Consider the following 13,010-nt stretch of genomic DNA (forward strand, 5'->3'; position numbering starts at 1 on the left):
GCCCCGCCCGCTACCCCCTCGTGAGGGACAGCAGTTCGCGGGCCGGGCCCGTGGGGCGGTGTCCTGTCGGCCAGACCGCTCTCAGGTCGCGGCGCAGGGACACGCCCTCCACCGGGATGCTCACCAGGCGCCGCATCGCCAGCTCCTCCCCCACGGCCAGTTCGCTCAGGACCGAGGGGCCCGCGCCGCTGACCGCCGACGCCTTCACCGCCGTCGTGGAGGAGAGTTCGATGAGGGGGCGGGCGAGGCCGCCCAGGGCCGTGTCCAGGACCTGGCGGGTACCGGACCCCCGCTCGCGCAGGATCAGGGGCGTGGCCGCCAGCTCCTGCGCGGTCACGGGGCGCCGGCGGCGGGCCCAGGGGTGGCCGGGGGCCGTGACGACGATCAGGCGGTCGTGGGCGATGACCGTGGAGTCCAGGCCCGCCGGAACCGTGAGCCCCTCCACGAAGCCCAGGTCCGCCTCGTCGGCCAGCAACAGCTCCGCGACCTTCGCCGAGTTGCCCGCCAGCAGCGACACCGCCGTGTCGGGCCGCTCGGCGTGCAGGGCGAGGAGCCAGCCCGGAAGCAGGTACTCGGCGATGGTCATGCTCGCCGCCACCCGCAGCCGCGAGTCCCGCCGGTCGCGCAGGGCCCGCGCGCCCGCGTCGAAGGCGGCCGCCGCCTCCACGACCCGCCGGGCCCAGTCGGTCACCAGGGCGCCCGCGTCCGTGAGCCGGGAGCCGCGCGGCGAGCGGTCGACCAGGGCCACGCCCAGCTGCCGTTCCATGGAGCGGATGCGGCTGCTGGCGGCCGGCTGGGTGATGCCGACCTCCCGCGCGGCCGCCCCCAGGCTGCCCAGCCGTGCGACGGCCAGCAGCAGCTCCAGCGCGCCGAGGTCCGGCACGCGGTGCGCCAGCGAGCCGCCGGGGCGTCCGTCGTCCGTCGCGTACTCCTCACTCATAAGACCAGCTTATGCCCTGATAGATATGAACCCCCTGGTCAGGGGCGATCGACGGCGCGAAGGTGGGGTCATGGTCACCGCAGTACATTCCCTTCCCGCCGCCCGCGCCGTGCGTGTGCGGCACCTCGGTCCCAACTGGTACGCCGCCGTCATGGGGACCTCCGTCGTCGGCACGGCCGGCGCCGCACTTCCCGTACACCTCACCGGGCTGCGCGGGGTCTGCGCGGCCGTCTGGGCGCTGGCCTCGCTGCTGCTGGCGACGCTGCTGACCGCCCGCGCCCGGCATTGGACCCACCACCGCGACCAGGCCCGTGCCCATCTCCTCGACCCCGCCATGGCCCCCTTCTACGGCTGTCTGTCCATGGCCCTGCTCGCGGTCGGCGGCGGCGCCGTGACCGTCGGCCGGGACTGGATCGGCACCGGTCCCGCCGTCGCGCTCGACACGGTGCTGTTCACCGCCGGTACGGGGATCGGGCTCACCGCCGCCGTCGCGGTGCCGTATCTGATGGCGGTGCGGCACCGCGTCGAGCCGTCCCAGGCCACCCCGGTCTGGCTGCTGCCGCTCGTCGCGCCGATGGTGTCGGCCGCGCTCGGCCCGCTGCTCGTGCCGCATCTGCCGCCCGGGCAGCCCCGGGAGACCCTGCTGCTGGCGTGCTTCGCGCTGTTCGGACTGAGCCTGCTGGCCACGCTGCTGATGCTGCCGCTGGTCTTCGCCCGGCTGATCACCGGCGGCCCGCTGCCGCTCGCGCTCACCCCGACCCTGTTCCTGGTCCTGGGCCCGCTCGGGCAGTCGACCACCGCGGTCGGCCTGATCGCCGACGACGCCCCCGGGGTCGTACCGGCGCCGTACGACCGCGGCCTCGACGTGTTCGCCGTGCTCTACGGAGTGCCGGTCATGGGGTTCGCGCTGCTGTGGCTGGCGCTCGCGACCGTGCACGTGGTGCGGGCCCGGCGGCAGGGCATGGGCTTCGCGATGACCTGGTGGGCGTTCACCTTCCCGGTGGGCACCTGTGTCACCGGTGCCGCCGCCCTGGCCCGCCACACCGGGCTCGCCGGGTACGAAGTCCTGGCGGTCGCCCTGTACGCGCTGCTGGTCACCGCCTGGCTCGCGGCCTCGGCGGGGACGGTACGGGGTCTGCTCAGCGGTGAGCTGCTCGCAGGGCCTCGGCCAGCACCCGCGGCGCCTCGGCCAGTGACGGGCCGTACCAGGTGAGGTGCCGTCCGCCGACCAGGGCGCAGGGCAGTCCGGGGAAGGCCTCGGGGCCGTCGTCGGCGGTGAAGCGGTAGGGCTCGTCCGGGAGGACGACGAGGTCCGGACGGGCCGCCCGCAGCTCCTCCAGGGGCATCCGGGGGTAGCGGTCGGGATGGGCGGCGTAGAGGTGGTGCACGCCGAGGCGGGCCAGGACGTCACCCGCGAAGGTGTCGCGGCCCAGGACCATCCAGGGCCTGCGCCAGATCGGTACGACGGCCGTGGTGCGGACCGCCGGTTCCGGCAGCGCGGCCCAGACGGCCTCCGCCTCCTCCAGCCAGCGGGGCCGGGTCCGCGCGCCGCAGGCGGTCAGCACGCGGTCCAGCTCCCGGAAGGCCTGGGGCACCGTCCGCACCTCGGTGACCAGCACCTCCGTGCCCGCCGCGCGCAGGGCGTCCAGATCGGGGGCGCGGTTCTCCTCCTCGTTGGCGATCACCAGGTCGGGGGCGAGGGCGCGGATCCGGTCCGTGTCCGGGTTCTTGGTGCCGCCGATCCGGGTGAGGTCGAGGCCCGCCGGATGGCTGCACCAGTCCGTCGCGCCGACGAGCACACCGGGCAGCGTCGCGGCCACCGCCTCGGTCAGCGACGGGACGAGGGAGACGACCCTCATCACGCGACCTCCCTCGAACCCGCTCAGCGGGACCGGTCCTGGACGGCCTCGATGTGTTCGGCGACCGCCACCACGATCACCCGGGTGTCCGGGACCGTCGCCCGCCAGCGGTGGCGGACCCCGCCGGTCAGATACAGGGTGTCGCCGCGGCCGAGGCGGTAGGCACGGCCCTCGGCCTCGATCTCGACGGCGCCGTCGGCGACGTACATCAGCTCGTCGTTGCGGTGCTGGAACTCGCGGCCGGCGTCGTGGTCGCCGGTGAACTCGGAGGCGTGCAGCTGATGGTGGCCGCGCACCAGGGAGCGGGTGCGCGGGGTGAAGTCGCCCTCGCCCTCGGCGGTGAGGTCCGCGCGTACGACGTCCACGCTGCACGCCGGGTCGGCGGCGGCGAGCAGCTCCACGGCCGTGGTGCGCAGGGCGTCGGCCAGCTTCTCCAGGGAGGTGCGGCTCGGGCGGGCGCGGTCGTTCTCGACCTGGCTGAGGAAGGGCACCGAGAGGCCGCTGCGCTCGGCCACGACGGCGAGGGTGAGCTCCAGCGCACGGCGACGCCGCCGGACGGCCGCGCCCACGCGCACGGGCTGCTGCTCTTTGTGGTCGCCCATCGCTCCGGCTCCCTCCTTCACTCGTCGTTCCGCCGACAGGGTGCCCGCCGCCGGGTACACCTCTGATGAGTTGTCTGCACCCTACGCATGTTCGGCAAACCGTTTCACGCGGCTGTCACATCCCCGACACGCCCGGGGGCCCGTACCCCACGGTTCACGCCAGTCCGGTGGCCGGCCGTGCGGCACGGGTCTCTCCTGGTTCAAGGCCGCAGCGACCGTCCGTGTTCCCGCGGCGGCGGGGTCCATGGCGCTGCGTAGTTGGCCGGATCCTGACCGTAGGCGGAGCGGCCGCCCGGGCAGGCCCCGGACGGCGCGAGGGGCGGGCGGCGCCCCACGCCCGTCGACGGACGTACGGCGGCACCCGCCCCTCCGGCGGCGGTCCGGGCCGGTCAGGTCACCCGGCCGCCTGCTTCTCGGCACCCGCCCGGGCGACCGGCGCCCAGGTGTCGGCCAGCCCCGGGTGCTGCGCGAGCCAGGTGCGGACCGCGTCCTGCTCCTTGCCCTTGCCGGCCTTCTGGATCTGCGCCTCGAGGCCGGTGAGCTGCTTCTCGGTCATCGAGAAGTTCTTCAGCCACTTGCCGACCTCGGGATTGTCGGCGGCGAAGCCCTTGCGGGAGAGGGTGTGCACGCCGTCGCCCTTGCCCCAGGCGCCCCGGGGGTCCTTGAGCTTCTTCAGGTCGTAGTCGCTGTACGCCCAGTGCGGCGACCAGAGGGTGACGACGACCGGCTGCTTCCTGGCGTAGGCGCGCTTCAGCTCGGCGAGCATCGCGGGCGTGGAGCCGTCGACGACGTCGTACGTGCCCTGCAGGCCGTACTCCCCAAGGACCTTGTCCTTGAGCAGGCCCATCATGCCCGCGCTGGGCTCGATGCCGACGATCTTCCCGTCGAACTCGGAGGCATGGGACTTGAGGTCCGCCAGGGAGTTCACGTCCTTGACATAGGAGGGGACGGTCAGCTCCAGGGAGGTGGGGCCGAACCACTTGCCGAGGTCGTCGAGCTGCTTGCCGTACTTCTTCCAGTACTCGGCGTGCGTGGTGGGCAGCCAGGAGTCGGTCTCGAAGTCGAGCTGGCCGGTGGCGAGGCCGGTGTAGAGGGGGCCGGCGGCGTACTGGGTGGTGGTGACCTTGAAGCCGCGCCGCTCCAGCAGCTCCTTCCAGAGGAAGGTGGAGGCGATGCCCTCGTCCCAGGGGATGTAGCCGATCTTGATCTCCTTGCCCTTGCCGACGTTCGTGCCGGAGGCCTCGGAGGTGGAGGACGAGGAGCCGAAGATCCCCAGGCCGCCCGCGACGAGCGCGAGGACGACCACGCCGACGACGGCGACCGCCGGGCGGGGCCGGTACGACCAGGCGGTCGTCCGGGCCTTCGCCGCGGCCCTGCGGCCCAGCGGGGAGAGGTGGGTGCCGAGGGCTCCGGTCATCCGGTCCAGGTAGATGGCGAGGACGACGATGCCGACGCCGGCCTCGAAACCGAAGCCGATGTCGAGCTGGCCGATGGCCTCGTTGACGGCGCCGCCGAGGCCGCCGGTGCCGACCATGCCGGCGATGACGACCATGGACAGGCCCAGCATGATCACCTGGTTGACGCCGGCCATGATGGTCGGCAGGGCGAGCGGCAGCTGGAGGCGCAGCAGGATGTCGCGCGGGCTGGTGCCGAACGCCTCGGCGGCCTCGACCAGTTCGGGGTCGACCTGGCGGATGCCCAGCTCGGTCATGCGGACGCCGGGGGCGAGCGCGAAGATCAGGGTGGCGATGACACCGGCCGCGGTGCCCAGGCCGAAGAAGAGGATCGCCGGGATCAGCAGGACCATCGAGGGCATCGTCTGGAGCAGGTCCAGGACCGGCCGCACCGTGGCGCTGACCGCCCTGGAGCGGGCGGCCCAGATGCCCAGCGGGATCGAGATCACCAGGGCGATGACGGTGGCGACGAGGACCAGGGCCAGCGTGGACATGGCCCGGTCCCACAGGGCGAGCGAGTCGACGAGCGCGAACCCGGCGAAGGCGAGGACGCCCGCGCCCAGCCCGCGCAGCCACCAGGCGGCGACCGCGAGGATGCCGGCCAGCAGCAGCGGCGCGGGCGCGGTGAGGACCGCGTCGATGCCGTCGTACATGCCCTCCACGACCGCGCGGATCGCGTCGAACAGCCAGGACAGGTGGGCGACCAGCCAGTCGACACCGGAGTCGACCCAGTCGCCGAGGTGCAGCCTAGGCACGGTTGACCACCTTCTTCCCGCCGTTGTCGCACGCGGTGGGTTCGCCCTGTTCGTCGCCGAGGAGGCCGACGAGGCGCTGCCGGGGTACGACGCCGACGAGCGCGCGGTCGGCGTCCAGGACGGCGACCGGGTGGGTGAGGCGGGCGCTGATCGCGCACAGCTCGGCGAACGGCGTGCCGGGCGCGGCCGTCTCGCAGCCGCAGTCGGCCTCGTCGCCGCGGACCTCGGTGTCCATCACGGCGGCGGCGGTCAGCACGCGGGAGCGGTCGACGTCCTGGATGAAGGAGGCGACGTAGTCACCCGCCGGGCGCAGCAGGATGTCCTCGGCGGTGCCGGTCTGCACGATGCGCCCGTCGCGCATGACGGCGATGCGGTCGCCCAGGCGCATGGCCTCGTTGAGGTCGTGGGTGATGAAGACGATGGTCTTCTTCAGCGTCTTCTGCAGTTCCAGGAGCTGGTCCTGCATGTCGCGGCGGATCAGCGGGTCCAGGGCGCTGAAGGACTCGTCCATCAGGAGCAGGTCGGCGTCGGTGGCGAGGGCGCGGGCCAGGCCCACGCGCTGCTGCATGCCGCCGGACAGCTCGTCGGGCCAGGAGTCCTCCCAGCCGGCCAGACCGCACAGGGCGAGCGCCTCGTCGGCGCGGCGTTCGCGCTCGGCGCGGGGCACGCCCTGCACGGCCAGGCCGTAGGCCGCGTTGTCGCGGACACTGCGGTGCGGGAAGAGCGCGAAGTGCTGGAAGACCATGCTGATCTTCTTCGAGCGCAGCTCACGCAGCGCACGGTCGGTGAGCGCGGTCAGGTCCTGGCCGTCGAAGCGGACCTGGCCCGCGGTCGGCTCCAGCAGACCGTTGAGCATGCGCAGCAAGGTGGACTTGCCGGAGCCCGACAGGCCCATGACCACGAAGATCTCGCCGGCCTCGACGGCGAAGGACGCGTCGATCACGGCGGCCGTGGTGCCGTCGGCGCGCAGCTCCTCACGGTCGGCGCCCTGCCGCAGCCGTTCCACTGCCTGGTGCGGTCGTCTGCCGAACACCTTGAACAGATGCTCGGCCTCAAGCCTGGATGACACGCGTACCTCTCGTCGGACGGGACAGGACAGAGGCCGCGCCTTTCCAGAACCTTCTTGGTCAAACTTTTAAGTGGCCCACCTCACAGCGTCCGGACTCCCGCGACCGGTGACTGTCAGTGCCGTGCGGCATGATGCGAGCGTGACCGGACGACTGATGCTTCTCGACACCGCCTCGCTGTACTTCCGCGCCTACTTCGGCGTGCCGGACTCCGTGAAGGCGCCGGACGGCACGCCGGTGAACGCCGTGCGGGGTCTGCTGGACTTCATCGACCGGCTGGTCAGGGACCACCGGCCGGGGCAGCTGGTGGCCTGCATGGACGCCGACTGGCGGCCGCAGTGGCGGGTGGACCTCATCCCCACCTACAAGGCGCACCGGGTCGCGGTGGAGCACGAGGGCGGCCCGGACGAGGAGCAGGTGCCGGACACGCTCTCCCCGCAGGTGCCGGTCATCGAGTCCGTGCTGGACGCGGTCGGCATCGCCCGGGTCGGGGTCGAGGGGTACGAGGCCGACGATGTGATCGGTACGTTCACCGCGCGCTCGGACGCTCCCGTGGACATCGTCACCGGCGACCGCGACCTCTATCAGCTCGTCGACGACGAGCGCGGGATCCGGGTGCTGTACCCGCTCAAGGGGGTCGGCACGCTGCAGCTGACCGACGAGGCGGTGCTGCGCGAGAAGTATGGGGTCGACGGCCGGGGGTACGCGGACCTGGCACTGCTGCGCGGCGATCCGAGCGACGGCCTGCCGGGCGTGGCCGGCATCGGCGAGAAGACGGCCGCCAAGCTGCTCGCCGAGTTCGGCGATCTGGCCGGGATCATGGCGGCGGTCGACGATCCGCGGGCGAAGCTCACGCCGTCGCAGCGCAAGCGGCTGACCGAGGCACGGCCGTATGTGGCCCTCGCGCCGAAGGTGGTGCGGGTGGCGGACGACGTGCCGCTGCCGGCCGTCGACACCACCCTGCCACGCGCCCCGCGCGACCCGGCGGGTCTGGAGTCACTGGCGGCGCGCTGGGGGCTGGGCGGCTCCCTGCAGCGCCTGCTGGCGACGCTCGGGGAGTGATGCACAACGGAATCTTCCGGTAAAACGCGTTCATCCTGCCCCCGTGAAACCCCTGTCCACCGAAGAGAGATGCTAACTTAGGTAAACCTAACCAATGCAGCAGGAGGCCGTGATGGCAGAGCGTCCGGGACGACAGCCGCGCAAGCCCCGTACCGCCCGGGTGGTGCGCACCGAGCGGCTGACCCCGCACATGCAGCGTGTGGTGCTCGGTGGCGGGGAACTCGCCGGTCTCGCGGCGGACACCTGCACCGACCACTATGTGAAACTGCTGTTCGGCCCACCCGGCGTGAGCTATCCGGAGCCCTTCGACCTGGAGCGGATCCGCGCGGAGTTCCCCAGGGAGCAGTGGCCGGTCACACGGACGTACACGGTGCGCGCCTGGGACCCGGAAACCCTGGAGCTGACCCTGGACTTCGTGATCCACGGCGACGAGGGCCTGGCGGGGCCGTGGGCCACCCGGGTGCAGCCGGGAGAGGTCGTGCGCTTCATCGGTCCCGGAGGCGCGTACGCGCCCGACCCGAGCGCGGACTGGCATCTGCTCGCCGGTGACGAGAGCGCGCTGCCCGCGATCGCCCGCGCCCTGGAGTCGCTGCCCGCCGGTGCCCTCGCGCACGCCTTCGTGGAGGTGTCGGGTCCCGAGGAGGAGCAGAAGATCGACTCCGATGTGGAGGTCGTCTGGCTGCACCGTGGGGAGCGGCCGGTGGGCGAGGCCCTGCTGGAGGCCGTGCGCGCGCTGGAGTTCCCGGCGGGCCGGCCGCACGCGTTCGTGCACGGTGAGGCGGCGTTCGTGAAGGAACTGCGCCGGATGCTCCGGATCGAACTGCAGATCCCGCGCGAGGACCTGTCGATCTCCGGCTACTGGCGCCTGGGCCACAACGAGGACGGCTGGCAGGCCTCCAAGCGGGAGTGGAACGCCCGCATCGAGGCCGAGCAGGAGAGCAGCGGCGCGGCGGCCGCCTAGGTCTGCGTTCCTCAAGCGTGTTCCGCGGGACCGCGTCTCCGAAGGACCGCGTCTCCGAAGGACCGCGTCTTCGAAGGACCGCGTTGCCGAAGGACCGCATCCCTGAGGGCCGCATCCCTGAGGACCGCGTCGCCGAAGGCGAAGGCCGTCGCTCTCGGGCGGCCTCGCTCAGGACGCCGCTTCGTTGATCTTGCCGAAGGGGACGTGCACGCTGGGCGTCGTCCGGGACGTGCGCTCCAGGTGGGTCACCTGGTCGTCGAAGAAGATGTGCGGGTTCAGCACCTTCATGACGGCGCCCTTCTCTATGCCGCCGAGGAAGAACGCGTCGTTGACGGTGACGCCCCACTTCTTGAGGCTCGTCACGGCACGCTCGTGCGTCGGCGCGCTGCGCGCGGTCACGAGGGAGACGTGCACCCGGATCCTGTAGTCCGGGTCGTCCCGCCGCCGCTGCTCCTCGCGGCGCTGTATCCGGTTCACGCCGGCCAGGAAGTCGCGCAGCGGTCCGGGATCGTGCGGAGTCGCGGCGTTGCGGGCCTCATGGGCGCGGAACTCCTCCAGACCGCCCGCCTGGTACACCTGCTCCGAGGCGTCGCCGGCCAGCACGCCGTCGAAGTCGAAGGCGATGCGCAGATCCGGGTCGGCGGGATCGTCGGCGTAGGGGGAGCCGAGGACATGCCCCGCGGGCAGGCCCGCGGCGACGGCTTCCCGCACGTCGTCCCCGTTCGCCGACAGGAACAGCGACATGTTGAACGCGGTCATGAACGGGTAGGGCGAACGCCCCTGCATGAAGACGGCCCGGGTGATCGGCAGCTCATGGGTCTGGATGGACCGCATGACCCGCAGACCGGTGTCGGGGTCGTTGCGCGAGAGGATGATGACCTCGACGAGCGGATCCCCCAGATCGCCGAGGTCGTTGAGCGAGAGCAGCCGCTGGATGAACGCGAACGCGGCTCCGGGACGCAGCGTGGTGCCGAGATTCTCTTCCTGGTGGGCCCGGTAGGCCTCCTCCCCCTGATCCCGGAACACCGCGTCCGACTCTTCCAGATCGAACAGGGCGCTGGAGGCGACGCCGATGACGAGTCGGTCCGCAAGCTCATAGGGGGGCATGGGCTTCACCTCGGGGCAGGAGAGTTCGACCCCCCATCATCTCATCGGTCACACGGCAGCCCCGGGCCGGGAGTTGGCCGCCCCGGCCGGTGCGCGTGGGGGTCAGTCTCCGTGCACGCGCGCGTGGAGGTGCAGGTCGTGCCAGCCGTCCGGGTGCAGGAAGGCGCTGCGCTTGACGCCCTCCAGGGCGTAGCCGCACTTGGCGGCGACCCGGCAGGACGCCTCGTTGGCGGTGGCGTGCAGGAGTTCGAGGCGGTGCAGGCCGATCGCCTCGAAGGCCCAGCGGGTCAGGGTGGTCGTGGAACGGGCGGCGACGCCCCTGCCGCGGGCCCGCGCCACCGTCCAGTACGCGACCTCGGCCACACCCTCGCCGAGCAGGATCTGCCGGAGGGCGACCCTGCCCAGCAGCTCGTCCGTGTCCGCGTCCACGACGGCCCACTGGGCGTTGTCCTCGCCCTCCCAGGACGCCTGCCACTGCGCGATCCAGCCGGCCGCCTCCTCCTCGGAGTCGCTGGACCGGATGTGCCACTGGTGCAGGACCGGGTCCTGGAAGGCGGCGTGCACGGCGGGCGCGTCCCCGGCCCGCCAGGGGCGCAGGACCAGGCCGTCACCGGTCGGGAGGGTGGGCTGCGGGGTGCGGGCGAGGGCTCCGGCGGTCAGTACCGGGCGGGTGAGGAAGGGCACGGTCGACATCCTGCCGAGGGCCGGGCCGTCGGCTCAACCGTATTCTGGGTGGCGATGAGACGCCGTACGCCGCCCCCGCCCGCCCCGCTCCCCCAGCGCGACGGTGTCGACCCGGTCCGGGTGCGGCTGCCGTCCGGCGGGGAGTGGGCCACCGTGCGCGACCATCTCGTACAGCGGCTGTCGGGCGCCGGGCCCGGCGTGATCGAGGGGATGTTCGAGCAGGGGCTGGTGGTGGCGGCCGACGGGCGGCCGGTGGCGCCGGACGCTCCGTACGAGCCGGGGATGTTCGTGTGGTTCCACCGGGAGCTGCCCGCCGAGGTGCCGGTGCCGTTCCCGCTGGAGGTGGTCCACCGGGACGCGCACATCGTCGTGGCCGACAAACCGCACTTTCTCGCCACGACCCCGCGTGGCAGCCATGTCGCCGAGACCGCGCTGGCCCGGCTGCGCCGCGAGCTGGATCTGCCGGCGCTGACCGCCGCACACCGGCTGGACCGGCTCACGGCCGGTCTGGTGCTGTTCACGGTGCGGCCCGAGGAACGCGGGGCGTACCAGACGCTGTTCCGGGACCGGCAGGTGCGCAAGGAGTACGAGGCCGTCGCGCCGTACGACCCCGCGCTCGCCCTGCCCCGGACCGTGCGCAGCAGGATCGTCAAGGAGCGCGGGGTGCCGGCCGCCCGGGAGGTCGAGGGCGAGCCGAACGCGGTGACGCGGGTGGAGCTGGCCGAGCACCGGGCCGGGCTGGGCCGCTACCGGCTCGTCCCCGAGACCGGGCAGACCCATCAGCTGCGCGTGCATCTGAACGCGCTGGGCGTGCCCATCCTCGGCGATCCGCTGTACCCGGAGGCGAGCGCCCCCGTGCCGCCCGGTGACTTCCGGCGTCCATTGCAACTGCTCGCGCGGAGGCTGGAGTTCACCGATCCGGTCACGGGGGCGGAGCACAGGTTCAGCAGCGGGCGGGCGCTGTCGGCGTGGTCGGCCCCGGCACAGTGGGCCGACCGGCAGCCGTGACGGCGCCGCCCCTGTGCTCAGTCGCCGCGCCACCAGCGCAGCATGCGCCGCCACAGGTTCTCCCGGCGGGCCGGCTGCGGTGCCACGGGTTCGGGGGCGGCCGGCGCCGCCGGCCTGGGTTCGACGACAGGTGCCGGGTCCGTGGCCGGGGTGCCGATCTGCCAGGTGGCGCGCTGCGACGGGACGGGTGAGGGGCTGGGCGGACGCTGCACGTCCTGCTGGGGCTTCGGTTCGAAGCGCACCGGCAGGGCCACCAGGTGCCGGGAGGCGATGGACGACCTCCAGCGCAGCTCCTCCTCGGCACAGTCCAGCTGGATGTCCGACAGCCGCATCAGCAGGGCGTCCACGCCGACGTCGGCGATGGCACGGCCGATGTCCTGGCCCGGGCACTCGTGCGGGCCGCCGCCGAAGGCGAGGTGGGAGCGGTTGCCCTGCATGTTGGCGGACAGGTCGGGCCGCACCCGCGGGTCGACGTTGCCCGGTGCGGGCGCGAAGAGCAGCCCGTCGCCCTTGCGGATGCGCTGTCCGCCCAGCTCCGTGTCCTGCTTGGCGAAGTAGCCGAGAACGGTGCTGAACGGCGGCTCGTCCCACAGGGACTGCTCGATCGCCTCGGGCACGGTCATCTGGCCGCCGTTGAGCTGGGCGCGGAACCCGGGCTCGGTGAGGACCATGCGCAGTGCGTTGCCGAGCAGGTTGGTGGTGGCCTCGTAGGCCGCGAACAGGACGAGGCGCAGGTGTTCGCGTACCTCGTCGTCGGTCAGTCCCGCGGGGTGGGTGATGAGGTGACTGGTGAAGTCGTCCTCGGGCCGGGTGCGGCGGCGGGTGGTGAGCCGGCTCAGCGCGTCCATGACGTAGGCATGGCTCTGGATGGCGGTCTCGGTGCCCTTGAGCGCGTCACGGGCCGCCTGCACCATCCGGTCGTTGTACTCCTCGGGCATGCCGAGGATCTCGCACATGACGGCCATCGGCAGGTGCTCGGCGAACTGGGAGACCAGATCGGCCCGGCCCCGCTCGCAGAAGCCGTTGACCAGTTCCTGGGTGTAGCGGCCGATGTGGCGGCGCATGCTGCGGTGGTCGATGGTCGACATGGCGCCGGTGACCGCCGCGCGCAGCCGCTGGTGCTCGTCGCCCTCGGCGTGCGAGCAGATGGGCTGCCAGGCGATGTGCGGCATCAGCGGGTGGTCGGGTTTGACCATGTCCTCCTGGAGCGGGGTCCAGAGCCTGCTGTCGCGGGTGTACTGGGAGGGGCTGCGCACCAGGTGCAGGTTCTCGGCGTGCCCGAGGACCACCCACATCGGTACGTCGTCGTGCAGCAGCACGGGCGCCACGGGGCCGTGCTCCTCCCGCAGGCGCTCATAGAGGTCGCCCAGCTCGGCCGCGTCGGGGCCGTAGAGCCGGTGCAGTCCCCCGGGGCCCCGGCCGTGCGCCGGGCAGCCCGGCGGCGGGCCGGAGGTGGGGTCTGTGCCGGTCAGGTATTGGGGTTCAGACGTCACGGTGTCGCTCCGGAACGG

General features: G+C 72.7%; 12 protein-coding genes. 4 read left to right on the top strand and 8 right to left on the bottom strand.

Going from position 1 to position 13,010, the window contains the following annotated elements; genetic code table 11:
• Positions 1 to 10: 10 nt before the first annotated feature.
• Positions 11 to 940, bottom strand: coding sequence for a LysR family transcriptional regulator (locus ACZ7P3_RS30665; protein WP_472086573.1), 930 nt, complete (start codon positions 938 to 940; stop codon positions 11 to 13).
• Positions 941 to 1,010: 70 nt separating this feature from the next.
• On the opposite strand from ACZ7P3_RS30665, the gene ACZ7P3_RS30670 reads away from it, so the two are divergent.
• Positions 1,011 to 2,153, top strand: a complete 1,143-nt coding sequence (locus ACZ7P3_RS30670) for a TDT family transporter (protein ID WP_472086575.1) — start codon at positions 1,011 to 1,013, stop codon at positions 2,151 to 2,153.
• Here the strand turns inward: ACZ7P3_RS30670 and ACZ7P3_RS30675 are convergent.
• From ACZ7P3_RS30675 to ACZ7P3_RS30690, 4 genes are all read right to left on the bottom strand, one after another.
• Positions 2,080 to 2,799: a helical backbone metal receptor gene (locus tag ACZ7P3_RS30675; protein WP_472086577.1), complete on the bottom strand. Its 720-nt coding sequence runs from the start codon at positions 2,797 to 2,799 to the stop codon at positions 2,080 to 2,082. The two genes, ACZ7P3_RS30670 and ACZ7P3_RS30675, sit on opposite strands and share 74 nt — an antisense overlap.
• Positions 2,800 to 2,822: 23 nt before the next feature.
• Positions 2,823 to 3,401, bottom strand: a complete 579-nt coding sequence (locus ACZ7P3_RS30680) for a helix-turn-helix domain-containing protein (protein ID WP_472086578.1) — start codon at positions 3,399 to 3,401, stop codon at positions 2,823 to 2,825.
• A gap of 394 nt (positions 3,402 to 3,795) precedes the next feature.
• Positions 3,796 to 5,610 (bottom strand): ABC transporter permease/substrate binding protein, encoded by a 1,815-nt coding sequence (locus ACZ7P3_RS30685; RefSeq protein ID WP_472086580.1) that lies wholly within the window; start codon positions 5,608 to 5,610, stop codon positions 3,796 to 3,798.
• Positions 5,603 to 6,679 (bottom strand): quaternary amine ABC transporter ATP-binding protein, encoded by a 1,077-nt coding sequence (locus tag ACZ7P3_RS30690; RefSeq protein ID WP_472086582.1) that lies wholly within the window; start codon positions 6,677 to 6,679, stop codon positions 5,603 to 5,605. Before ACZ7P3_RS30690 ends, ACZ7P3_RS30685 begins: the two co-directional genes overlap by 8 nt.
• Positions 6,680 to 6,818: 139 nt before the next feature.
• Here ACZ7P3_RS30690 and ACZ7P3_RS30695 point away from each other — a divergent pair, with 139 nt between their 5' ends.
• On the top strand, positions 6,819 to 7,739 hold the full coding sequence (locus tag ACZ7P3_RS30695) for a 5'-3' exonuclease (protein WP_472086584.1): 921 nt from the start codon (positions 6,819 to 6,821) through the stop codon (positions 7,737 to 7,739).
• Between the two features lie 112 nt (positions 7,740 to 7,851).
• On the top strand, positions 7,852 to 8,700 hold the full coding sequence (locus tag ACZ7P3_RS30700; RefSeq protein ID WP_472086586.1) for a siderophore-interacting protein: 849 nt from the start codon (positions 7,852 to 7,854) through the stop codon (positions 8,698 to 8,700).
• Positions 8,701 to 8,868: 168 nt separating this feature from the next.
• On the opposite strand, the gene ACZ7P3_RS30705 is transcribed toward ACZ7P3_RS30700, so the two are convergent.
• Both ACZ7P3_RS30705 and ACZ7P3_RS30710 read right to left on the bottom strand, forming a co-directional pair.
• On the bottom strand, positions 8,869 to 9,807 hold the full coding sequence (locus ACZ7P3_RS30705; RefSeq protein WP_472086588.1) for a 5'-nucleotidase: 939 nt from the start codon (positions 9,805 to 9,807) through the stop codon (positions 8,869 to 8,871).
• Between the two features lie 102 nt (positions 9,808 to 9,909).
• Positions 9,910 to 10,500, bottom strand: coding sequence for a GNAT family N-acetyltransferase (locus tag ACZ7P3_RS30710; protein ID WP_472086590.1), 591 nt, complete (start codon positions 10,498 to 10,500; stop codon positions 9,910 to 9,912).
• A gap of 45 nt (positions 10,501 to 10,545) precedes the next feature.
• Between ACZ7P3_RS30710 and ACZ7P3_RS30715 the strand changes: the two genes are divergently transcribed.
• Positions 10,546 to 11,499 (top strand): RluA family pseudouridine synthase, encoded by a 954-nt coding sequence (locus tag ACZ7P3_RS30715; protein WP_472086592.1) that lies wholly within the window; start codon positions 10,546 to 10,548, stop codon positions 11,497 to 11,499.
• A 17-nt stretch (positions 11,500 to 11,516) separates the two neighbouring features.
• Here ACZ7P3_RS30715 and ACZ7P3_RS30720 read toward each other — a convergent pair whose 3' ends face one another.
• Positions 11,517 to 12,992 (bottom strand): cytochrome P450, encoded by a 1,476-nt coding sequence (locus ACZ7P3_RS30720; protein ID WP_472086594.1) that lies wholly within the window; start codon positions 12,990 to 12,992, stop codon positions 11,517 to 11,519.
• Between the last annotated feature and the right edge of the window lie 18 nt (positions 12,993 to 13,010).

This window comes from Streptomyces sp. NPDC107581, assembly GCF_055657175.1.